This is a genomic window from Rubritepida flocculans DSM 14296, assembly GCF_000425365.1.
Lineage (GTDB): Bacteria > Pseudomonadota > Alphaproteobacteria > Acetobacterales > Acetobacteraceae > Roseococcus > Roseococcus flocculans.
The window spans coordinates 289,339-310,171 of the sequence record NZ_AUDH01000002.1 but is presented as its reverse complement, the minus strand read 5'-3'; the positions used below and the strand labels follow the sequence as shown (position 1 = coordinate 310,171).

At 74.9% G+C, this 20,833-nt stretch carries 19 protein-coding genes; 11 read left to right on the top strand and 8 right to left on the bottom strand.

Annotated elements, in window-relative coordinates:
* The first annotated feature begins 57 nt into the window (after positions 1 to 57).
* The 3 genes from cobS to H596_RS19990 all read left to right on the top strand — a co-directional run bounded on the left by cobS (position 58) and on the right by H596_RS19990 (position 3,980).
* On the top strand, positions 58 to 1,062 hold the full coding sequence (gene cobS, locus H596_RS0104035; RefSeq protein WP_027283805.1) for a cobaltochelatase subunit CobS: 1,005 nt from the start codon (positions 58 to 60) through the stop codon (positions 1,060 to 1,062).
* A 96-nt stretch (positions 1,063 to 1,158) separates the two neighbouring features.
* Positions 1,159 to 3,027, top strand: a complete 1,869-nt coding sequence (cobT, locus tag H596_RS0104030; protein WP_027283804.1) for a cobaltochelatase subunit CobT — start codon at positions 1,159 to 1,161, stop codon at positions 3,025 to 3,027.
* A complete protein-coding gene (locus tag H596_RS19990) occupies positions 2,985 to 3,980 on the top strand; it encodes an esterase-like activity of phytase family protein (RefSeq protein WP_051212340.1) in 996 nt (331 codons plus the stop codon). Before cobT ends, H596_RS19990 begins: the two co-directional genes overlap by 43 nt.
* A gap of 13 nt (positions 3,981 to 3,993) precedes the next feature.
* Here H596_RS19990 and H596_RS0104020 read toward each other — a convergent pair whose 3' ends face one another.
* Together H596_RS0104020 and H596_RS19985 are read right to left on the bottom strand one after the other, a co-directional pair.
* Positions 3,994 to 5,166 (bottom strand): pyridoxal phosphate-dependent aminotransferase, encoded by a 1,173-nt coding sequence (locus tag H596_RS0104020; protein WP_027283803.1) that lies wholly within the window; start codon positions 5,164 to 5,166, stop codon positions 3,994 to 3,996.
* Between the two features lie 5 nt (positions 5,167 to 5,171).
* Complete coding sequence (locus H596_RS19985) at positions 5,172 to 6,629, bottom strand: gamma-glutamyltransferase (protein WP_051212338.1); 1,458 nt, start codon at positions 6,627 to 6,629, stop codon at positions 5,172 to 5,174.
* 179 nt (positions 6,630 to 6,808) lie between these two features.
* Here H596_RS19985 and H596_RS0104010 point away from each other — a divergent pair, with 179 nt between their 5' ends.
* From H596_RS0104010 to H596_RS0104000, 3 genes are all read left to right on the top strand, one after another.
* The gene (locus H596_RS0104010; RefSeq protein ID WP_037299876.1) at positions 6,809 to 7,549 is read left to right on the top strand and encodes a DsbA family protein; all 741 of its coding nucleotides are present in this window, start codon (positions 6,809 to 6,811) and stop codon (positions 7,547 to 7,549) included.
* A 164-nt stretch (positions 7,550 to 7,713) separates the two neighbouring features.
* Positions 7,714 to 8,688, top strand: coding sequence for a M14 family metallopeptidase (locus tag H596_RS0104005; protein ID WP_084602559.1), 975 nt, complete (start codon positions 7,714 to 7,716; stop codon positions 8,686 to 8,688).
* Positions 8,689 to 8,784: 96 nt separating this feature from the next.
* Positions 8,785 to 9,534 (top strand): SDR family oxidoreductase, encoded by a 750-nt coding sequence (locus tag H596_RS0104000; protein WP_027283800.1) that lies wholly within the window; start codon positions 8,785 to 8,787, stop codon positions 9,532 to 9,534.
* 71 nt (positions 9,535 to 9,605) lie between these two features.
* Here the strand turns inward: H596_RS0104000 and H596_RS0103995 are convergent, their stop codons facing one another.
* From H596_RS0103995 to H596_RS19980, 3 genes are all read right to left on the bottom strand, one after another.
* Positions 9,606 to 11,108 (bottom strand): tripartite tricarboxylate transporter permease, encoded by a 1,503-nt coding sequence (locus H596_RS0103995; protein WP_027283799.1) that lies wholly within the window; start codon positions 11,106 to 11,108, stop codon positions 9,606 to 9,608.
* Positions 11,109 to 11,129: 21 nt separating this feature from the next.
* Positions 11,130 to 11,732 (bottom strand): hypothetical protein, encoded by a 603-nt coding sequence (locus H596_RS0103990; RefSeq protein WP_051212333.1) that lies wholly within the window; start codon positions 11,730 to 11,732, stop codon positions 11,130 to 11,132.
* 91 nt (positions 11,733 to 11,823) lie between these two features.
* Positions 11,824 to 12,789 carry a Bug family tripartite tricarboxylate transporter substrate binding protein gene (locus tag H596_RS19980; protein WP_037299873.1) on the bottom strand — a complete coding sequence of 322 codons (966 nt, stop codon included), beginning with the start codon at positions 12,787 to 12,789 and terminating at the stop codon, positions 11,824 to 11,826.
* Between the two features lie 112 nt (positions 12,790 to 12,901).
* Between H596_RS19980 and H596_RS0103980 the strand changes: the two genes are divergently transcribed.
* From H596_RS0103980 to H596_RS0103960, 5 genes are all read left to right on the top strand, one after another.
* The gene (locus H596_RS0103980; protein WP_245583949.1) at positions 12,902 to 14,116 is read left to right on the top strand and encodes a M20 metallopeptidase family protein; all 1,215 of its coding nucleotides are present in this window, start codon (positions 12,902 to 12,904) and stop codon (positions 14,114 to 14,116) included.
* Positions 14,113 to 14,874, top strand: coding sequence for a creatininase family protein (locus H596_RS0103975; protein WP_027283796.1), 762 nt, complete (start codon positions 14,113 to 14,115; stop codon positions 14,872 to 14,874). The genes H596_RS0103980 and H596_RS0103975 overlap by 4 nt, the downstream gene beginning before the upstream one ends.
* The gene (locus H596_RS0103970; protein ID WP_027283795.1) at positions 14,871 to 15,815 is read left to right on the top strand and encodes a ketopantoate reductase family protein; all 945 of its coding nucleotides are present in this window, start codon (positions 14,871 to 14,873) and stop codon (positions 15,813 to 15,815) included. The genes H596_RS0103975 and H596_RS0103970 overlap by 4 nt, the downstream gene beginning before the upstream one ends.
* 205 nt (positions 15,816 to 16,020) lie before the next feature.
* The gene (locus tag H596_RS0103965) at positions 16,021 to 17,418 is read left to right on the top strand and encodes a sensor histidine kinase (RefSeq protein ID WP_027283794.1); all 1,398 of its coding nucleotides are present in this window, start codon (positions 16,021 to 16,023) and stop codon (positions 17,416 to 17,418) included.
* Positions 17,415 to 18,734 carry a sigma-54-dependent transcriptional regulator gene (locus H596_RS0103960; protein ID WP_027283793.1) on the top strand — a complete coding sequence of 440 codons (1,320 nt, stop codon included), beginning with the start codon at positions 17,415 to 17,417 and terminating at the stop codon, positions 18,732 to 18,734. The genes H596_RS0103965 and H596_RS0103960 overlap by 4 nt, the downstream gene beginning before the upstream one ends.
* A gap of 6 nt (positions 18,735 to 18,740) precedes the next feature.
* Here the strand turns inward: H596_RS0103960 and mtnA are convergent, their stop codons facing one another.
* From mtnA to H596_RS19975, 3 genes are read right to left on the bottom strand one after another with little or no spacing between them, the layout of a single operon-like run.
* The gene (gene mtnA / locus H596_RS0103955) at positions 18,741 to 19,820 is read right to left on the bottom strand and encodes an S-methyl-5-thioribose-1-phosphate isomerase (RefSeq protein WP_027283792.1); all 1,080 of its coding nucleotides are present in this window, start codon (positions 19,818 to 19,820) and stop codon (positions 18,741 to 18,743) included.
* Positions 19,821 to 19,869: 49 nt separating this feature from the next.
* On the bottom strand, positions 19,870 to 20,340 hold the full coding sequence (locus H596_RS0103950) for a UPF0262 family protein (protein ID WP_027283791.1): 471 nt from the start codon (positions 20,338 to 20,340) through the stop codon (positions 19,870 to 19,872).
* A 7-nt stretch (positions 20,341 to 20,347) separates the two neighbouring features.
* A complete protein-coding gene (locus H596_RS19975; protein ID WP_037299869.1) occupies positions 20,348 to 20,776 on the bottom strand; it encodes a DUF983 domain-containing protein in 429 nt (142 codons plus the stop codon).
* Between the last annotated feature and the right edge of the window lie 57 nt (positions 20,777 to 20,833).

The window sequence follows — 20,833 nt, the reverse complement described above, 5'->3', positions numbered from 1 at the left end:
CCCTCGGCGGGCTTGGCCTAACATCCCCCGACGATCACTGAGCGAAGCGGATACGTGATGAACCAGGTGGCCCCCATCGGCGACGTGCAGCCGACCAGCGCGATCAGCATGCCGGACCGGACGGTGAACGCGCGCGAGGTCTTCGGCGTGGACATCGACATGCAGGTGCCCGCCTTCTCCATCCGCACCGAGCATGTGCCCGAGCTCGACCCCGCCTACCGCTTCGACCGCGAGACCACGCTCGCCATCCTCGCGGGCTTCGCGCACAACCGGCGCGTGATGGTCCAGGGCTATCACGGTACGGGCAAGTCCACCCACATCGAGCAGGTGGCCGCGCGCCTCAACTGGCCCTGCATCCGCGTCAACCTCGACAGCCACATCTCGCGCATCGACCTCATCGGCAAGGACGCGATCGTGCTGAAGGACGGCAAGCAGGTGACGGAGTTCCGCGAGGGCATCCTCCCCTGGGCGCTGCAGCACCCCTGCGCGCTGGTGTTCGACGAGTACGACGCCGGCCGGCCGGACGTGATGTTCGTGATCCAGCGCGTGCTGGAGGTGGAGGGCAAGCTCACGCTGCTCGACCAGAACCGGGTGATCCGCCCGCACCCGATGTTCCGCCTCTTCGCCACCGCCAACACGGTGGGGCTGGGCGACACGACGGGGCTCTATCACGGCACGCAGCAGATCAACCAGGGCCAGATGGACCGCTGGAACATCGTCTGCACGCTGAACTACCTGCCGCACGCGCAGGAGGTGGACATCGTGCTGGCCAAGCTCGGCGCCACCAACGACCCCAAGATGCGCAAGCAGGTGGAGGCGATGGTCGCGCTGGCCGACCTCACGCGCGCTGGCTTCATGGCGGGCGACATCAGCACCGTGATGTCGCCGCGCACCGTCATCACCTGGGCGGACAACGCGCGCATCTTCGGCGATGTGGGATTCGCCTTCCGCCTCACCTTCCTCAACAAGTGCGACGAGGCCGAGCGCGCGACGGTGGCCGAATACTACCAGCGCTGCTTCAACGAGGAGATCGCGACGGGGCTGTACAGGAAGGCGGGGTGACCGCCTTCGCGCGCGGGGCTTCCGGCGGCGCCTCCCGCGCCGGCCGCCCCTGAGGGTCCGGGGGGCGGAACAGCACGCAAGGGCCGCGCCCGGGACATGTCCAAGCCCGACCTCACCCGCCAGGAAGAGTTCAAGCGCGCCACAGCCGGTGCGGTGCGCGCCATCGCCCAGCAGGGCGCGGAGGTGCAGGTCGCCTTCCAGCCCGGGCCGGCCGGCGTGGCGGGAAAGCGCGCGCGCCTGCCCCTGCCCACCCGTTCCCTGCCGCCGGCCGAGATGGCGCGGCTGCGCGGCGCGGCGGATGCCGTGGCGCTCAAGCTGCGCCACCACGACGAGGCCACCCACGCCGCCCGCGCCCCCGCCCGCAAGGAGGCGCGCGAGGTGTTCGACGCGCTGGAGGATGTGCGCGTGCAGGCCGTGGGCGCGCGCCACATGGCGGGTGTGGCGGCCAACCTGCGCGCCCGCCTCGCCGAGGAGTGCGAAGCCGAGGGCTTCGACCGCATGACGCGCAAGGACCAGCTTCCGCTGCACGCGGCGCTGGCGCTGATCGCGCGCGAGAAGATCACCGGCGAGCCCCCGCCGCCCGCCGCCCAGCGCGTGCTGGAGCTCTGGCGCGGCCATCTCGACGAGAAGGCCAGCGCGGCGATGGAGGAGCTCGCCGCCCTCACCGACGACCAGGACGCCTTCGCCCGCGCCGCGCGCAAGCTGCTCGCGGCGATGGACCTCGCCGAGGCGGAACTCGAATCCGAGGCCGAGGAGGACCAGGAGGGCGACGAGGGCGCCGAGGAGGCGAGCCAGCAGGACCAGGCCTCGCCCGGCGAGGCGCAGTCCATGGACCAGGAATCCATGCAGGGCGCCGAGCCCGAGACCATGGAGGGCGACGCCGCCGAGGAGGAGGCCCAGGATTCCGAGGAGGAGGGCGCCGCCGCCGAGGGCGACGAGAAGCCCGGCGGCCCCCAGGCCCGGCGCGAGCCGCCGCAGGTCGAGGACGCGTCGCGCTACCGCGCCTTCACCACCCAGTTCGACGAGGTGGTGGAGGCCGAGGATCTCTGCGACCCCGACGAGCTGACGCGGCTGCGCCAGCAGCTCGACCAGCAGCTCCAGCACCTGCAGGGCGTGGTCTCCAAGCTCGCCAACCGGCTGCAGCGGCGGCTGATGGCCCAGCAGCAGCGCGCCTGGGAGTTCGACCTGGAGGAGGGGCTGCTCGACGTCGCGCGCCTCGCGCGCGTGGTGGCCAACCCCACCCACTCGCTCTCCTACAAGCGCGAGCGCGACGCCGACTTCCGCGACACGGTGGTGAGCCTGCTGATCGACAACTCCGGCTCCATGCGCGGCCGGCCCATCACGGTGGCCGCCATGTGCGCCGACATCCTGGCGCGCACGCTGGAACGCTGCGCGGTGAAGGTGGAGATCCTGGGCTTCACCACCCGCGCCTGGAAGGGCGGGCAGAGCCGCGAGCGCTGGGTGCAGGAAGGCAAGCCCCGCAACCCGGGGCGCCTGAACGACCTGCGCCACATCGTCTACAAGCCCGCCGACGCGCCCTGGCGCCGCGCGCGCCGGTCCATGGGGCTGATGCTGCGCGAGGGGCTGCTCAAGGAGAACATAGACGGCGAGGCGCTGAACTGGGCCTATCGCCGGCTGCTGGCGCGCAGCGAGCACCGGCGCATCCTGATGGTGATCAGCGACGGCGCGCCGGTGGACGATTCCACCCTCTCGGTGAACCCCGGCAACTACCTGGAACGCCACCTGCGCGAGGTGATCAAGGAGATCGAGACGCGCCAGCAGGTGGAGCTGATCGCCATCGGCATCGGCCATGACGTGACGCGCTACTACCGCCGCGCCGTCACCATCGTGGACGCAGAGGAGCTGGGCGGCACCATGATGAAGAAGCTGGCCGAGCTGTTCGACGAGGACGCCGCCGAGGCGTGGCACCGGGCCGCGGCGGAGCGTGCGCCGGCGATCCTCTGACGCCCGGCCCTTCCGACGCCGGGGCGGGCCGCCGCGCCCTGCTGCTCGGGCTTCTCGCCGCGCCCGCCCTGGCCCGGGCCGTCACCGGCCCCTTTCCGCTTCCCGCCCCGGCGCGGCCGGGGCTGCGGCCGCTCGGCGGGCTGGCGCTCGACACCTCGCTCTGGGGGTTCGGCGGCTTCTCCGGCCTGCACCTCGCGCCCGATCTCACCCTCTCGGCCGTCAGCGACCGCGGGCGCTGGTGGCAGGGGCGGCTGCGCCTGGACGCGGAGGGCCAGCCCCGCGCGGTCGAGGAGGTGCGGCACGGCCCGCTGCGGGGCGCGAACGGCCAGGCGCTGAGCGGCCGCGCCGGCGATGCCGAGGCGCTGGCGCGCCTCGATTCGGGCGGCTGGCTGATCGCCTTCGAGCGGCAGCACCGCATCCAGCACCATGCGCGGCTGGACGCGCCCGGGCTTGCCTTCCCCGCCCCGCCCGGCCTCGCCGCCGCCCCCGACAATGGCGGGCTGGAGGCGCTGACCCAGCTTGCCGACGGGCGGCTGCTCGCCCTCGCCGAATCCCTCGCCCCGGGCGGCGAGAGCGGGCTGCGCGCCGCCTGGCTCGCCCGGCTGGAGGCGGGCCGGCCGCGCTGGACGCCCCACGCCTATCGCCCCGAGCCCGACATGGAGCCCACCGGCGCGGCCGGCCTGCCCGATGGCGGCGCGCTGGTGCTGGAACGGCGCTACGCCCTGTTCTCCGGCTTCCGCTGCCGGCTCGCGCGGCTGCCCGCCGCCGCGCTGTCCGCCGAGGCCCCCCTCGCCGGCGAGACGCTGCTCTCCCTGCCCGAGGACGCCCCGGCGGAGAACTGGGAGGGGGTGGCCGCCGCCCGCCATGGCGGCGCGACGCTGGTGGCGCTGATCTCCGACGACAATGAGCGACGGGCCCAGCGCAGCCTGCTGCTGCTCTACCGGATGGGGTGATGCGCCGGCCGCATCAGTTCCTGCCCAGCCAGGCGGCCAGCCGGGCCGGGGCCTCGGCCATCGCCGCCTCCTCGCCGCAATAGGAGAAGCGCAGGAAGCGCCGCCCGCGCGCCCGGTCGAAATCCACGCCCGGCGTGGCGGCGATGCCCGCGCCCTCCAGCATCCGCGCGCAGAAATCCAGGCTGTCCGCGGTGAGGTGGCCCACATCGCACCAGAGGTAGAAGGCGCCATCCGCCGCGGCGATGCGCGGGAAGCCGGCGCGCGGCAGCCCCTCCAGCAGCAGGGCGCGGCTGCGGGCATAGGCGGCCTTCTTCGCCTCCAGCTCCTCCGTGCAGTCCATCGCCGCCTCGGCCGCCACCTGCGCGACATGCGGGGCGCTGATGAACAGGTTCTGCGCGAGGCGCTCGACGGGGCGCAGCAGATCCTCGGGCAGCAGCAGCCAGCCGATGCGCCAGCCCGTCATGCACCAGTATTTCGAGAAGCTGTTCACCACGATGGCGCTCTCGGAGAAGGCGGCCGCGCTGCTTTCGGCCACGCTGCCCCAGGAGAGGCCGTGGTAGATCTCGTCCGAGATCAGCCGCACCCCGTTCGCGTGGCACCAGCGCGCGATGGCGGCCAGCTCCTCCGGCGCGAGCATGGTGCCGGCGGGGTTGCAGGGGCTCGCCACCACCAGCCCCTCGGGGCGGGGGTCGAGGGCGTCCAGCATCGCCACCGTCGGCTGGAAGCGGGTCTCGGGCCCGCATTCCAGCAGCACCGGCTCCATGCCGAGCGCGGTGAGGATGTTGGCGTAGGGCGGATAGAAGGGGGCGGCCATGGCCACCCGGTCGCCCCGGTCGAAGGCGGCGAGGAAGGCGAGCGGGAAGGCGCCCGAGGCCCCGACCGTGACGGCGATGCGCGCGGGCGGCGCCTCGAGCCCGTAGTGTTCCCGGTAGTGCCGGGCGATGCGCGCGCGCAGCGAGGGGTTGCCCAGCGCCTCGGTGTAGCCGAGCGGCGCGCCCGCCTGCAGGGCGCGGATGGCGGCCTCGGTCGCGCCGCGCGGGGCGGGGCTGCCGGGCTGGCCCACCTCCATGCGGAGGATGCCGGGCGCGCCGGGGGGCAGCGCCGCCGCCCGGGCATTGGCCGCGGCGATCACGTCCATCACCAGGAAGGGCGGCGCCTCGGCCCCGCGCCCGGTCTTGAGCGCCACCGCCGCTACCGGCCCGTCGCGCCGAGCGCCACGCCCGCGCCGCGCGGGTCGCTCACCGTGGTGCAGAGTTGCGGCCAGCCGGGGAGGTAGCGCGGACAGGCGCCGATCTGCGCCCGGCCGGGCTCGGGAATGGCGGCGAAAGCGTCGGCGGCCGGGCGCTCGCGCAGCAGCACCGTCTCGAGGGCGGCGGCCAACGCCAGCGGCGCCGCCTCCTGGCCCGAGCCGGCGGCGGCCATCTTGAAGGCGCGCGTCACCGGCGCCCAGGCGATGGCGCCCGAGAGCAGCGGGGGCTGCACCCGCCCGACATTCGGCGCGGCGGCGAGCAGGAAGCCCATGCCCGGCACCATGCGCCCGGTGCCGAACAGGTTGTTCAGGGTGAAGGCGCAGCTCACCGCATTCCCGTTGCGGTCATAGACCACGAGGCCGGCGCTGGCGGGCAGCGGCGGCAGGCTCGCCCCGGCGCCGGCCGCGGCGAGGATGGCCATGGGCTCGCCCCCCTCGCGGCGGGCCATGGCGGCGGCGGCGATGGCGCGGGCCTGCGCCTCGGCCGGGCCCTGGCCGGCCTGCAGGGCGCGGAAGGCGGCGGCGGCGGCCAGCCCGCCATCGGCCGGGGGCGGCAGGAAGGCGATGCGGTCGCCCCCGCGCCCCTCGAGCAGGATGGGGCGCGCCACCCGCGGCAGGGCGGCGCGCAGATCGGCCGCCGCGATGGGGCCGCCGGCCTGCGGGCTGCTCTCCTCGATGCGGCGCGCCAGCGCGCCCTGGTGGAAATCCCCCGCGCCCGCGAGGCGGATGGCCGAGAGCGTGCCCGCCAGCGGCGCGTTGCGGAACCGCTCGCCCACCGGGATCACCCCGGCCTCGGCCGTGCCGAAGACGGCGCGGCTCTGCGCATCGGCGAAGAGGGGGGCGCGCACGGCGGTGAGGTCGGCGTGCAGGGCGCGCGACATGGGCGCGCCGAAGCGGGCGAGCTGTTCGGCCGGGGCCAGCAGCTCCTCGAAGGGCCGCCCGCCCCCGAGGCGCGAATGCACGGCGAAGAGCCCGCGCGCGAGCAGCGGCACGGCGGCCGGGCGGTCGCCCCCCCCGCCGCCCTGGCCGGGCAGGAAGAGCACCGCCTCCGGCTCGTTGCGCCGCACGTCATAGACGAGGCAGGCCCCGCCCCCGCCGAGCCCGACGCGCGAGGGGTAGGTGACGGACATGGCGAAGGCCGCCGCCACCGCCGCATCCGCCGCATTGCCGCCGGCCGAGAGCACGTCGCGGGCGATGCTGGCGGCCACCGGCTCCTCGGCCGCCACGCCGCCCAGGAAGCCCTGCACGAATCCGGGCGTGCCGGCGGGGATGGAGGGGCCGGCGATGCCGGCGGTGAGGCTGCGGGCCGTCTCGCAGCCGGGCAGCAGCAGCAGGCCGAGCAGCGCCAGCGCGGCGCGGGGTGCGTGGCGCGGACGGGCGGCGCGGGGGGAAGGCGTCATGCTGGCGGTATTCATCCCTGTCTCGCTCGGGCCGCGGCCGCGTCGCCGCGCCGGGCCTCCGGGCTTACCGGCCTTCGCCCGGCCGGGCAACCGCGCGCGGCGTTTGCGCGGCGCGCGCGGGCGGGCGAACATGAGGCCCGATGCGGTGAACAAGGCGCGCGGCGCCGGAGGAAGGCGGGATGAATCGGCGGAACATGCTCGGCCTGGCGGCGGCGCTGCTGCCCCCGGCGCTGGTCTCGGGCGCGGCGCTGGCGCAGGCGCTGACCGAGGCGCAGCGCGCGGAGGTGATCGAGATCCTCCGCCGCGCCCTGCGCGAGGATCCCTCCATCCTGCGCGAGGCCTTCCAGAGCCTGGAGCGCGCCGAGGAGGAGGCGCGCGCCGAGGCGCAGAACCGCGCCATCCTCGCCCACGCCGAGCGCCTGTTCCGCGACCCCGATGTGCCCTTCAAGGGCAACCCCCAGGGCCGCGTGGTGCTGGCCGAGTTCTTCGACGTGCGCTGCGGCTTCTGCAAGCGCCTGCATCCGGTGATGGACGAACTCATCGCCGCCGAGCGCGACGTGCGGGTGAACCTGTTCGACTTCCCCATCCTCGGCCCCAACTCGCTGCTTGCGGCGCGCGCGCTGCTCGCCGCGCGGCGGCAGGACCGCTACGCCGCCCTCTACGACGCGCTGATGCGGCTGCGCGAGGAGCCGACCGAGGCCGTGATCCGCCGCGAGGCGGAACGCCTGCGCCTCGACTGGGCCCGGCTGCGCCGCGACATGGACGACAACGCGGTGATGCAGCGCATCGACCGCAACCTGCAGCTCGCCCGCGCGCTCGACATCCAGGGCACCCCCGCCATCCTGGGCGGCACCACGCTGATCCCCGGCGCCACCGACCTCGCCACGCTGCGCCAGCTCACCGCGCGGCTGCGCGGATAGGCCGCGGCCCCCCGGATGGACGGGAGATGAGGAACGGATAAGCTTCCGGCCATGCCGGCCATGCAGCGCGCCATGGGCAGCCCCGCGCGCCTTCCCGCCACCGTCCCGGGGGGCGCGCCGGGCCGTCCGCCCCTCTCCGCCCCGCCCGCCGGGCGCGCGCGGGCATGAGCGGCGCGCTGCCCCCCGTGCTGGAGGCGCTGCTGCGCGAGGCCGGCGCGCCGGATCGGCCGCTCGCCCTGCCCGTGCCGGATCTCGCGCCCTGGCGCGCCGGCAACACGCTGCCCGGCGTCTGGAGCTTCGCCGCCGCCGCGCCGGGGCCGCATGTCTGCCTCGTCTCGCTCATCCACGGCAACGAGTTCGCCGGGGCCGTGCTGCTCGACCGGCTGCTGCGCGAGGGGCTGCGCCCCGCCATCGGGCGGCTCAGCTTCGTCTTCGCCAATCTCGACGCCTTCGCCCGCTTCGACCCGGCCGACCCCACCGCCTCGCGCTTCCTCGAGGAGGACATGAACCGGCTGTGGGACATCGCGGCGCTGGAGGGGCCGCGGCGCAGCGCCGAACTGCGGCGCGCCCGGGCGCTGCGCCCGCTGTTCGACACGGCCGATGTGATCCTCGACCTGCACTCCATGCTCTGGCCCTCCGATCCGCTCTATCTCGTGGGCGGTTCGCCGGCCTCGATGGAACTGGCGCTGCAGCTCGGCGCGCCGCCGCTCGTGGTCTCCGACCAGGGGCATGCGGCGGGGCGGCGGCTGATAGACTACGGGCCCTTCGGCGTGCCCGGCAGCGGCCGGCGCGGCGTGCTGCTCGAGGGCGGCTGGCATTGGGAGGCGGAGACGGTGGCGCGCATGGAGCAGGCGGTGCGCCGGCTGCTGGCGCTGACGGGCCTCGTCCCGGCCCCCCTGCCCCCGCCCGGCCCCCCGCCCCGCCGCGCGCGGGTGACGCGCACCATCACCGCCCGCACCGCCGATTTCGTCTTCACCCGGCCCTGGCGCGGCGGCGAGATCGTGCCCGAGGCCGGCACCCTCATCGCCCATGACGGCGGGCGCGAGGTGCGCACCGAGCACCCGGACTGCCTGCTGATCCTGCCCAGCCTGGTCACCCAGCCCGGCCACACGGCGGTGCGCCTCGCGCGGTACGAGTAACTCCGCCCCCTGGCGGGGCCGCCGCGCGGGCGACATGCTGCGCGCGCGGGCCGGGCGTTGCATCGCCCCGCCCGGCGGCAAGCAGGAGGAAACGCCATGAGCGCACGGCTTTCAGGCAAGCGCGCCTTCGTCACCGCGGCGGGCCAGGGCATCGGCCGCGCCGCCGCCATCGCCATGGCCGCCGAGGGGGCCGAGGTGATCGCCACCGACCGCGACGCGGCCAAGCTCGAGGGCCTCGCCGCGCTCGGCATCCGCACCGCGGCGCTGGACGTGCTGGAGGATGCGGCGGTGGAGGCCGCGCTCGCGCAGGCCGGCCCGCTCGACGTGCTGTTCAACTGCGCGGGCGTGGTGCACCAGAACACCGCGCTGACCTGCACCGAGGCGGAGTGGGATTTCGCCTTCGCGCTCAACGTGCGCAGCATGTGGCGCACCATCCGCGCCGTGCTGCCCGGGATGCTGGCGCGCCGCAGCGGCAGCATCATCAACATGGCCTCGGCGGCCTCCAGCATCAAAGGCGCGCCCAACCGCTTCGTCTATGGCGCGACGAAGGCGGCGGTGATCGGCCTTACCCGCGCCGTGGCGGCCGATGCGGTGGCGGCGGGGGTGCGCTGCAACTGCCTCGCCCCCGGCACGGTGGACACGCCGAGCCTGCACGAGCGCATCGCCGCCAACGCGGCCGCGGCGGGCGGGCTGGAGGCGGCGCGCGCCGCCTTCGTGGCGCGCCAGGCGATGGGGCGGCTGGCGCGGCCGGAGGAGATGGCCGCCCTCGTCGTCTATCTCGCGAGCGACGAGAGCGCCTTCATGACCGGCCAGGCGCTGGTGATCGACGGGGGCTGGACGCTCTGAGCCCCGGAAAAGAAAAGCGCCGCGGAGGATCACCCCCGCGGCGCGCTTCCAAGGCCCTTTCGGCGGGCGGCTCAGCCCGCCAGCGCCTGGTCCTTGCCCTTGCGGATGTTGGGCAGCGCCATCAGCACCAGCGCGAAGGCCGCGATGGCGAGCATGGTGGCGCTGATCGGCCGCTGCACGAACACCATCCAGTCGCCGCGCGAGAGCAGCATGGCGCGGCGCAGATGCTCCTCCATCATCGGCCCCAGCACGAAGCCGATCAGCATCGGCGCCGGCTCCAGCCGCAGCTTGGCGCACATGTAGCCGAACACCGTGAACAGCACCGTCATGTACACGTCGAACACGTTGTTGTTCAGCGAATAGACGCCGATGCAGCAGAACACGAGGATGGAGGGGTAGAGGAACTTGTAGGGCACCTGCAGCAGCTTCACCCACATGCCGATCATCGGCAGGTTGATGACGAGCAGCATCAGGTTGCCGACCCACATGGAGGCGATGAGGCCCCAGAACAGGTCGGGCTGCGCCTCCACCATGCGCGGCCCGGGCTGGATGCCCTGGATGATCAGCGCGCCCACCATCAGCGCCATCACCGCGTTGGAGGGGATGCCGAGGGTGAGAAGCGGGATGAAGCTGGTCTGCGCCGCGGCGTTGTTGGCGCTCTCCGGCCCCGCCACGCCCTCGATCGCGCCCTTGCCGAACTCGTTGCGGCCGCGGCTGATCTTGCGCTCCATCATGTAGGAGCCGAAGGCCGCGAGCGAGGCGCCGCCGCCGGGCAGGATGCCGAGGAAGCTGCCCACCACCGTGCCGCGCAGCACCGCCGGCGTGGCGCGCACCCATTCCTCCTTGGTCAGCCACAGCGAGCCGACCTTGGACTTCAGCACCGAGCGCGCCTCCGGCCGCTCCAGGTTCAGGATGATCTCGGCGATGCCGAACATGCCCATGGCGATGGGCACGAAGCCGATGCCGTCCGAAAGCTCGGGGATGCCGAAGGTGAAGCGCTGCTGGCCCGTCTGCACGTCGGTGCCCACGAGGCCGAGCGCCACGCCCAGCACCACCATGCCGATGGCCTTCACCACCGAGCCCTGCGCCAGCACGCAGGCGATGATGAGGCCGAGCAGCATCAGCGAGAAGTAGTCCGCCGGGCCGAAGGAGAGCGCGACCTGCGTCAGCAGCGGGCCCGAGGCGGCGACCAGGATGGTGGCCACCGAGCCCGCGAAGAAGCTGCCCAGCGCGGCGATGGCCAGCGCCGCCCCGGCGCGCCCGTTGCGCGCCATCTTGTAGCCTTCGAGCGTGGTGACGACGGAGCTCACCTCGCCCGGCAGGTTCAGCAGGATCGAGGTGGTCGAGCCGCCATACTGCGCGCCGTAGAAGATGCCGGCCAGCATGATGATCGCGGTGGTGGCCGGCAGGCCGAAGGTGATCGGCAGCAGCAGCGAGATGGTGGCCACCGGGCCGATGCCCGGCAGCACGCCGATGGCCGTGCCGATCAGCGCGCCCAGCAGCGCGAAGGTGAGGTTCTGCAGCGAGAGCGCGACGCCGAAGCCGTGCGCGAGATTCGAAAGAAGGAGTTCCATGTCGGTCGCCCTATCCCGCCGTCACAGCACCGGCCAGAGGTTCACGCGGATGTCGAGTTCGTGGATGAACACGTACCAGGAGAGCGCCAGCATGAAGGCGAGCAGCCCCGCCACGCCGCGCAGGGTGTGCGTGCGGTCGGCCACGCAGCTCAGCAGCATCAGCGACGTCAGCGCGAGGAAGAAGCCGCCCTTCTCCAGCGTCAGGCCGAACACCGCCACCGCCGCGCAGACGATGGCGAGCGGCCGCCAGCCCGGCGAGATGGCGAAGACCAGCATGCCCGCCAGGATGCCCACCCCCACCGCGTTGTAGGTCTGGCCGAAGAAGCCCCAGATCGAGGGCGCGACGAGGTAGGTCACCGCCCCCGCGGCGATGCCGGCGAGGAGCGAGCCCACATCCTGGCCCGTCCACTTCTCCAGCGGGTCGGGGCCGCTGAACAGCCCGATCAGCAGCGTCCAGACGCCGAGGCCGCCGAGCAGATAGAAGGTCATCATGGGCATGTAGCCGGGGCCCATGCGGCGCGCGGTGCCCAGGCTGTGGTCCTGGTTCAAGTAGAGCCCCACCACGGCCACGAGGATCAGGAAGACCCCCGAGAGCACGTCCTTCGTGCTGATCTTCAACTGCATCCGCTCGCTCCCCCGCACGCTTCCCAAGGGTGGTGTCCGCTAAGCACTAAACCGGCTGCCGCCAACCGGAAATCCGTTCCAATCTTACTTGTCAGTCAGGTTGTGCGCCACTTTCGCGCACCAGCGGCGCCCAGGCGGCGAGTTCCGCGGCAATGAAGGCCGTGAACTCCGCGGGCGAGAAGGCGCCCGGCGCGCCGCCGATCTCGGCGAAGCGCGCGCGGATGTCGGGCCGCGCCAGGATTTCGCGGATGTCGCGCGCCAGGCGCTCCACAACCGGCGCGGGCAGCCGCGCCGGCCCCGACAACCCGAACCAGGAATTCGTCACCAGGTCGAAGCCCTGCTCGCGCAGCGTCGCGACCTCGGGGAAGGCGGGGTGGCGCTCCGCGCTCGACATCGCGACCGCGCGCACGCTGCCCTGGCGGATATGCGCGGCGGCCGAGGGCAGGCTGTCGCTCATCAGCGGCACCTGCCCGCCGATCACCGCCGTCATCGCCGGGCCCGCGCCGCGGAAGGGGATGTGGTTGATCTCGCGCCCCAGCATCTGCCCCAGCCGCACGATCAGAAGATGGTTCGAGGAGCCCGCGCCGGAGGAGGCCATGTCGAGGCCGCGCGGGCTCTCGCGGTGGATGCGCGCGAGATCGGCCATGCTGCCGATGCCCGCGCGCGGATTCGCCACGATGACCGAGGGGTTGAGCGTGAGCAGCGCGATGTGCGTGAAGTCGCGCAGCGCGTCGTAGCGCAGATTGCCGTAGAGCGCGGGCGAGATCGCGTGGCTCGCGATGTTGGAGAGCAGCAGGGTGTGCCCGTCCGGCGCCGCCTGGGCGGCCATCTGGCTGCCCAGCGTGGCGCCCGCGCCGGGGCGGTTCTCGATCACCACGGGCTGGCCCAGCCGCTCCTGCAGCGGCGCGGCGACGAGCCGCGCGATCAGGTCCGTTGTGCCGCCGGGTGCGAAGGGAACGATGAGGCGGATGGGCTGCGCGGGCCAGCCCTGCGCCAGGGCGGGCGCGGCGAGACCCAGCAGGGGCACGCCCAGTGCGGCGCGGCGCGTCAGCCTCACGGACCTCTCCCCCTTCCCAGCCTCGGGCCTCGCGGCCTCGTTTCGATGCCGGCTATGGCATGGGTTCGCCCGGGCGGCAAGCGCGCTGGACAGGGGCGCCCACGCTGCCACCATGGACGTGACCGCGCCGCGACAGGACCAGGACCACGCCATGCTGAGCAACGACCCCGCCCGGACGATCCGCGAGGAGGCCGCGCGCCTCGAGCCCCGGCTGATCGCGCTGCGGCGCGACATCCACCGCCATCCGGAACTCGCCTTCGAGGAGCATCGCACCGCCGGCATCGTCGCGGCCGAACTGTCGCGGATCGGCATCCCGCACCGCACGGGGGTGGGCGGCACCGGCGTGCTCGGCGTGATCGAGGGCGCGCGCCCCGGCCCCACGCTCGCGCTGCGCGCCGACATGGACGCGCTGCCCATCGAGGAGGAGACGGGGCTCGATTTCGCCAGCACCGTGCCGGGCAAGATGCACGCCTGCGGGCACGACATCCACACCGCCACGCTGCTGGGCGCGGCGGAGGTGCTGGCCGGGCTGCGCGCGCATCTCGCCGGGCGCATCGTGCTGATCTTCCAGCCGGCGGAGGAGGTGCTGGAGGGCGCGCCCGCCATGATCGCCGACGGCGCGGCCGAGGGCATCGACATGGCCATCGGCTTCCACAACCACCCCGACAAGCCGGTGGGCAGCTTCGGCTATGTGCGCGGCCCCTCGCTCGCCGCCTCCGACCGATTCGACCTGCATCTGCGCGGGCGGTCGGGCCATGCCGCGCACCCCTATGCGGCGGTGGATCCCATCGTGGGTGCTGCGCACCTCATCACCCAGCTCCAGACCGTGGTGAGCCGCGAGCAGAAGCCGCTGCACCCCTGCGTCGTCACCGTGGGCATGATGAACGCGGGCACGACCTACAACATCATCCCCGAGCGCGCGCATCTGCGCGGCACGGTGCGCACCCTGCACGCCGAGGCGCGCGACGTGGCGGAGGCCGCGATCCGCCGCCTCGTCGAACACACGGCGGCCGCCATGCGGCTCGAGGCGCGGCTCGACTACCAGCGCAAGATCGGCCCGCTGGTGAACGACGACCGCGTGCTCGAGCCCGCGCTCGCCAGCCTGCGCGCGCATTTCGGCGAGGTGGTGCAGGAGGGCCAGCCCTCCATGGGCGCCGAGGATTTCGCCGCCTTCGCCGAGCGCGCGCCGGCCTTCCATCTCGGCATCGGCGCCGGCGCGCCGGGCCGCAACGACCGGCTGCACAACGCCGACTACCAGCCCGACGAGCGCTGCATCGGCCTCGGCGTGCAGGCGCTGAGCCGCATCGCGCTGGACCTGCTGCGGTGAGGCTCGCGGAGCTGCGCGCCCCCGAGGCGGCGGCGCGCCTCGCCGCAGGCGCGGCGGTGATCCTGCCCATGGGCAGCCTGGAGACGCATGGCCCGGCCCTGCCCATGGGCGATTATCTGCTGGCCGAGGCCATCGCGCTGCGCATCGCCGCGGCCGATGGCGCGGCGCTGGTGGCCCCGCCCATTCCCTTCGGCGGCGAGGATGTCTTCCGCGGCCTGCCGGGCGGCATCGCGCTCGCGCCCGCCACGCTCGCGGCGCTGCTCGGCGACGTGCTGGGCAGCCTCGTCGCGGGCGGGGCGCGGCGGCTGCTGATCCTGAACGGCCATGGCGGGAACATCGCCGCCATCGAGGAGGCGCAGCGCGCGCTGCGCCGGGCCAGCGGGGTGATCGCGCCGGTGCTGCACCTCTGGCGCAACGCCTCCGCCTGGCAGGCCGAGCTGGGGGGCGATGCGGCGGCGCTCGGCCATGGCGGGGATCCCATCGCCTCGGTGGCGCTGCATCTTCTGCCCGATCTCTGCGCGCCGCAGGGCTTCGCGCCGCGCCCGCCCCTCGCCCCCATGCTGGGGCTGCCGGTGAGCGGCTTCGGCACGCTGCGCGCGGGGCCGGCCGAGATCGGCGCGCCGCTCGAGCTGGAGGAGGTGGCCCCGGGCGGCGTGGCGGCCGCCGACCCGCGCGGGGCGAGCGCGGCGCATGGCGCGCGGCTCGTCGCCCGGCTCGTCGAGGCGGGCTGCGCAGCGCTGCGGGCGCTGCCGGCATGAGGCTCTGCGTCGTCGGCGCGGGCGCCATCGGCGGGCATCTCGCCCTGCGCTTCGCCAGGGGCGGCATGGCCGAGGTCAGCGTGCTGGCGCGCGGCGCGACGCTCGCGGCGCTGCGCGCGCGCGGTATCGCCGTGGAGGCGCCCGATGGCCGCTTCGCCATGCCCTTGCGCGCCGAGGAGGATCCCGCCGCCCTCGGCCCGCAGGATGCCGTGGTGGTGGCGGTGAAGGCCCATTCCCTGCCGGCGCTGGCGCCCGCGCTCGCCCCGCTGCTCGGGCCCGAGACCCCGGTGCTTGTGGTGGTGAACGGCATCCCCTGGTGGTGGGAGGAGGGGCCCTCCGCCCTCGACCCGCAGGGCGCCATCGCCGCCGCCCTGCCGCGCGCGCGGGTGCTGGGCGGGGTGGTGTGGTCCGCCTGCACGGTGACCGAGCCCGGGGTGGTGACCGTGCGGAGCACGACCAGCCGGCTGCTCATCGGCGAGCCCGCGGGCGGCATCAGCCCGCGCGCGGCCCGGCTGGCCGCGGCGCTGGAGGCGGGCGGCATGGGCGGCGAGGCGGTGGCCGACATCCGCACCGAAATCTGGGTGAAGCTGCTGAACAACCTCAGCAACGGGCCGATCTGCCTGCTCACGCGGCGCGACATGCGCGCGAGCTTCGCGGACCCCGTGCTGCTGGAGGCCGCCCGGCAGGTGGTGCGCGAGGGCATGGCGATCGCGGCCGCGCTCGGCCACCCCGTGCCGGAGGGGGCGGAGGCGCGCATCCTGCGCTCCGTCGCCATCCCGCACAAACCCTCCATCCTGCAGGATCTGGAAGCGGGCCGGCCGCTGGAGTTCGAGGCGCTGTTCGAGGCGCCGCTGCGCCTGGCCCGGGGGGCGGGGGTGGACGCGCCGCTGCTCGCGCTGCTGGTGGCGCTGGCGCGGCAGGCGGCGAATCAGCCGGGGTGATACGGGCGGCATCACATGCCGCCCGTATCGCGCGCAGGGTTGGTGTGGCGGCTGCGCGCCAAAACAAAGGCATACCAGCGGCCGCACCGCTTTCGCAGGGGTCAGAAACAGCGGCCGCTGGTATGAGAGGGCCCGCGGCGCGCGCGCGCCGCCTCGCCGCCCGGGGGCGTTGGCCCCGGCCCCGCCAGGGGCGATATGGCGTGCCATGCGCCGCCTCGCCCTGCCCCCCCTGCCGCTCGCGGTGAAGCTGCCGCTTCTCGCGGCGCTCTGCGTCTTTCTCGCCGCCGTCGCCACCACCCAGGTGACCAGCCGCGCCCTGGAGCGCGAGGTGGACCGCGCGCTGGCGCAGCTCGGCGCGGTCTATCTGGACGGGCTGGCCGCCGCCCTGGCCCGCCCGCTGGCCGCGCGCGACGAGGCCGCCATCGCCGCCGCGCTCGGCGATGCGCTGCGCGTGCAGGAGGGGGTGCGGGAGCGCCAGCTCGTCGTCTGGCCGGGACCGGGGCTGCCGCCCATCCTCGCCGGGGAGGGCAGCGCGCCGCCCCACCCGGCCAGCCAGCCGCCGGGCTGGGAGATGGACCGGGATTCGCGCAGCGCCTGGGTGCGGCGCGTGGTGCCCGTGCCGGGCGCAGCGCCGGCGGTGATCGCCGCCCGGCTCGACCTCGGCGAGTCGCTCGACCGGCGCGCCGCGCTGCGTCTGTGGCTGCTTGGGCTCGACGTGGCGCTGGCCGCGCTGGCCGCGCTGCTCGCCGCGCTGCTGGCCCGCCGGGCCATGGCGCCGCTGCTGCTGGTCGCGGGGGTGCTGGACCGCGCGGGCGCGGGGGATTTCCGGCCCCTGCCCCCGGCGCGCCCGCCCGCGCCCGGCAGCGAGGCGGCCCGCCTTCTCGCCTCGGCCGAGATGATGCTGGCCCGCCTCAGCGAGCGCGAGGAGCTGGCGCAGCGCCTGGCCGAGCGCGAGCAGGCCGCGGGCCTCGGCGAGCTCGCCGCCACCATCGCCCATGAGGTGCGCAACCCGCTGGCCGGCATGCTCACCGCCCTCGGCTCGCTGCGCCGCTTCGGCGCGGCGGAGGAGGAGCGCGCCCGCGCCTGCGACCTGCTGGAGCGCGGCCTGCGCCAGATCGAGCGCGTGGTGGAGGCGACGCTGGCCACCCATCGCGGCCCGCCCGAGCCGCGCCCCCTCTCGGCCGAGGATTTCCAGGACCTGGAGGCGCTGCTGCGGCCCGAGGCGGCGCGGCGCGGCGTGCGGCTGCGCTTGGCCGTGCGGCTTGCGGCCCCCTTCCCCGCCGATGCGCTGGCCGCGCGCCAGGCGCTGCTCAACCTGCTGCTCAACGCGCTCGCCGCCACGCCGCCGGGCGGCACGGTCAGCCTCAGCGTGGAGGAGGAGGCGGAGGGGCTGCGCATCGAGGTGCTGGACGAGGGCCCCGGCCTGCCCGAGCCCGCGCGCCGCCTGCTCTCGGGCGAGCGGGGGCGCGGCCCCGGCCTCGGGCTCTCGGTGGTGATGGCGCAGCTCGCGCGGCTCGAGGGGCGCATCGCGGTGGACACCGCCCCGGGCCGCGCGACGCGCATCGTGCTGCACCTGCCCCGGCCGGAGCCCTCGGCGGCATGAGCGCGCCCATCCTGCTGATCGAGGACGACCCGGTGCTGGGCGAGGCGCTGACCCAGCGCCTGCGGCTCGAGGGCTTCGCCCCGCGCTGGGCGCGCAGCCTCGCGCAGGGCGAGGCGGCGCTGCGGCAGGGCCCGCCCCCCGCCGCCGTGCTCTGCGACATGCGCCTGCCCGACGGTTCGGGCGAGGCGCTGCTGCTGCGCCTCCTGCCCGAGCTGGGCGCCGCGCCGGTGATCGCGATGACGGCCTATGGCGGGGTGGAGCAGGCGGTGCGCCTCGTCCGCGCCGGGGCGGACGACTACCTGCTCAAGCCCTTCGACATGGAGCGGCTGCTCGAGAAGCTGCGCGCCCTGCCGGCGCCCGCCGCGCCCGCCCCGGCCCCCGCCCCGGCAGAGGCGGGCTGGGCCTCGCCCGCCATGCGCGCGCTCGATCGGGCGCTGCGCCGCCTCGCGCCCGGCGCCACGCCCGTGCTGCTGCTGGGCGAGAGCGGCGCGGGCAAGGAGGTGGCGGCGCGCCGCCTGCACGCGCTGGGCCCGCGCGCCGCCGCCCCCTTCGTCGCGCTCAACTGCGCCGCCATCCCGCGCGACCTGCTGGAGAGCGAGGTGTTCGGCCATGAGCGCGGCGCCTTCACCGGGGCCACGGAGCGCCGCCCCGGCGCGGCCGAGCGCGCGGGCGCGGGCACGCTGCTGCTCGACGAGGTGGCGGAGCTCGACCCGCTGCTGCAGGCCAAGCTGCTGCGGCTGCTCGAGGAGCGGCGCTACCTCCGCCTGGGCGGGACGAAGGAGCTGGCGCTGGAGGCGCGCATCCTCGCCGCCACCAATGCCGACCTCGCGGCGCGGGTGCGCGAGGGGCGTTTCCGCGAGGATCTCTACTTCCGCCTCGCCGTGGTGGAGCTGCGCGTGCCGCCGCTGCGCGAACGCCCCGAGGATCTGGAGGCGCTGACCGATGCGCTGCTGGCCATGGCGGCCGAGGAGGCGGGCCGGCCCGGGCTCGCGCTGACGGAGGCCGCGCGCGCCGCGCTCGCCGCCCATCCCTGGCCCGGCAATGTGCGCGAGCTGCGCAACCGCCTCGCCCGCGCCGCCGTGCTGGCCGAGGGCCCGCGCATCGCGCCCGCCGATCTCTTTCCCGACGCGCCCCCGCCCGCGCCCCAGGGCGAGACGCTGGCCGAGGCGCGCGAGGCCGCGGAGCGCGAGCACATCCGCCGCGTGCTGGCCCGCTGCGGCGGGCGCGTCGGCGAGGCGGCCCGGGTGCTCGGCATCGGCCGCACCACGCTGTGGGAGCGGCTGCGCCGGCTCGGCCTCGCGGCGCGGGAGGAATAGGGCGCTCTACGCCTTCTCGGGATAGAGCGCGAGCAGCGCGGCCTCGCTGGCGGCGCAGCGCCCGCGCTCGGTGATCAGCCCCGTCACCAGCCGCGCCGGCGTCACATCGAAGGCGGGGTTGGCGGCCGGGCTGCCCTCGGCGACGACGCGCACCGTCTCGATGCGGCCATCGGCGGTGCGGCCGGTCATCTCCGTCACCTCCGCCGCGCTGCGCTCCTCGATGGGGATTTCGGCCACGCCGTCGCGCACCCGCATGTCCAGGGTGGAGTGCGGCAGCGCCACCCAGAAGGGCACGCCATTGTCCCGCGCCGCCAGCGCCTTGAGGTAGGTGCCGATCTTGTTCGCCACATCGCCCCTGCGCGTCACGCGGTCGGTGCCGACGATCACGATGTCCACCTCGCCGTGCTGCATGAGGTGCCCGCCGGCATTGTCGGCGATGACGGTGTGCGGCACGCCATGCGCGCCGAGCTCGAAGGCCGTCAGCGCCGCGCCCTGGTTGCGCGGGCGCGTCTCGTCCACCCAGACATGCACCGCAAGCCCCTTGTCATGCGCCATGTAGATGGGCGCGAGCGCGGTGCCCCAGTCCACGGTGGCGAGCCAGCCGGCGTTGCAGTGGGTGAGCACCTGCACGCGCCCCTTGCGCGCCGCGATCTCCTCGAGCAGCGGCAGGCCGTTCTCGCCGATGCGGCGGCAGGTCTCGGCGTCGTCGTCGGCGATGGCCTGGGCCTCGGCATAGGCGGCCGCCGCGCGCGCGGCGGGGGGCAGCTTGTGCAGCACCGCGCGCTGGCGATCGAGCGCCCAGCGCAGGTTGATGGCGGTGGGGCGGGTGGCGGCGAGCGCCTCCAGCACCGGATCGAGCGCGGCGGGGTCCTCGCGCATGGCCAGCGCCACGCCATAGGCGGCGACGGCGCCGATCAGCGGCGCGCCGCGCACCTGCATGGAGCGGATGGCGTGCGCGGCCTCCCGCCATGTCGTGAGGCGGAGCGGGATCACCTCCCAGGGCAGGCGCGTCTGGTCGAAGATGCGCACCGACCAGCCATCGGCGTCGAGCCAGACGGAGCGGTAGGCGATGCCGTTGATCTTCATGCGTCCCTGTCCTCGATGGGGGCCTCATGCGCGGCGGGGCGCGGCCGGGTCACACGCGCTGATGCAGCGCGGCGATCAGCGTGAACAGCCGCCGCGCCGTCTCGAAATCCACCTGGATGCGGCCCTCGAGGCGCGAGATCAGCAGCTCCGCCGCCTCGTTGTGCAGGCCGCGCCGCCCCATGTCGATGGCCTGCACCCGCGCCTCCATCGCGCCATGGGTCACCGCCTCCTCGTGGTGCTCCACCAGCATCAGGTAGTCCTTGATCAGCCGCCGGAAGGGGCCGAGGGCGAGGATGATGGCGCGCAGCGGCGCGCCCTCGGCGTCGCGGATGTCGAAGACGAGCCGCCCCTCGCGCACCATCAGCCTGAGGCCGAAGGGGCCGCGCCCCGCCCCGGCGGGGTCGAAGCGGTTGCCGCGCAGCAGATCCTCGATGGCCTGGCGCCGGTCGGCCTCGGCATAGGCGGAGGGCGGCGGCGGGGCATCGGGCAGTTCGATGCGGATCAGCCTTCGGTCGGGCACGGCGCGCTCAGGCCTTCTGGTCCTCGCCCGTGATGCCGAGGCGGCACATCAGCCCGAGCGTCGCCCCCTTCACCGGGCGCAGCAGCAGCGTGGTCAGCACCGCGATCATGGGCAGCCACACCGCCATGTGCAGCCACATGGGCGGGGTGTAGAGGCGCTCCACCATCAGGATGGGCGGCACCACGAGGTGGCCGACGAGGAAGATGGTGAAATAGGGCGGCGCGTCATCCGCCCGCAGCCGGCCGAGCGGCGCGCCGCAATGGCCGCAGGCCTCCGCCACGCGCAGGAAGCCGCGGAAGGCCTGGCCCTCGCCGCAGACGGGGCAGCGCCCGCGCGCGCCGCGCCACAGCCCCTCCCTGAGCCCGGGGCGGGGCCAGGGCGCGGAGGGCGCCGCACGGTCGGGCGCCCAGGTGGCGGGGGTGTCGGATGAGGTCATGTTGCGATGCACAATTGGACTGGCGCGGGCAGCATGGCAAGGAAAACCGCTTCCTGC

Coding starts and splice junctions, on each gene's coding strand:
- H596_RS0103960 (WP_027283793.1), top strand. CDS start 17,415: ATGAGCGCGCCCATCCTGCTGATCGAGGACGACCCGGTGCTGGGCGAG.
- cobS (WP_027283805.1), top strand. CDS start 58: ATGAACCAGGTGGCCCCCATCGGCGACGTGCAGCCGACCAGCGCGATC.
- H596_RS19985 (WP_051212338.1), bottom strand. CDS start 6,629: ATGACGCCTTCCCCCCGCGCCGCCCGTCCGCGCCACGCACCCCGCGCC.
- H596_RS0103965 (WP_027283794.1), top strand. CDS start 16,021: ATGCGCCGCCTCGCCCTGCCCCCCCTGCCGCTCGCGGTGAAGCTGCCG.
- H596_RS19975 (WP_037299869.1), bottom strand. CDS start 20,776: ATGACCTCATCCGACACCCCCGCCACCTGGGCGCCCGACCGTGCGGCG.
- H596_RS0103970 (WP_027283795.1), top strand. CDS start 14,871: ATGAGGCTCTGCGTCGTCGGCGCGGGCGCCATCGGCGGGCATCTCGCC.
- H596_RS0103980 (WP_245583949.1), top strand. CDS start 12,902: ATGGACGTGACCGCGCCGCGACAGGACCAGGACCACGCCATGCTGAGC.
- cobT (WP_027283804.1), top strand. CDS start 1,159: ATGTCCAAGCCCGACCTCACCCGCCAGGAAGAGTTCAAGCGCGCCACA.
- H596_RS0104010 (WP_037299876.1), top strand. CDS start 6,809: ATGAATCGGCGGAACATGCTCGGCCTGGCGGCGGCGCTGCTGCCCCCG.
- H596_RS0103995 (WP_027283799.1), bottom strand. CDS start 11,108: ATGGAACTCCTTCTTTCGAATCTCGCGCACGGCTTCGGCGTCGCGCTC.
- H596_RS0103990 (WP_051212333.1), bottom strand. CDS start 11,732: ATGCAGTTGAAGATCAGCACGAAGGACGTGCTCTCGGGGGTCTTCCTG.
- H596_RS0104000 (WP_027283800.1), top strand. CDS start 8,785: ATGAGCGCACGGCTTTCAGGCAAGCGCGCCTTCGTCACCGCGGCGGGC.
- H596_RS0104005 (WP_084602559.1), top strand. CDS start 7,714: ATGAGCGGCGCGCTGCCCCCCGTGCTGGAGGCGCTGCTGCGCGAGGCC.
- mtnA (WP_027283792.1), bottom strand. CDS start 19,820: ATGAAGATCAACGGCATCGCCTACCGCTCCGTCTGGCTCGACGCCGAT.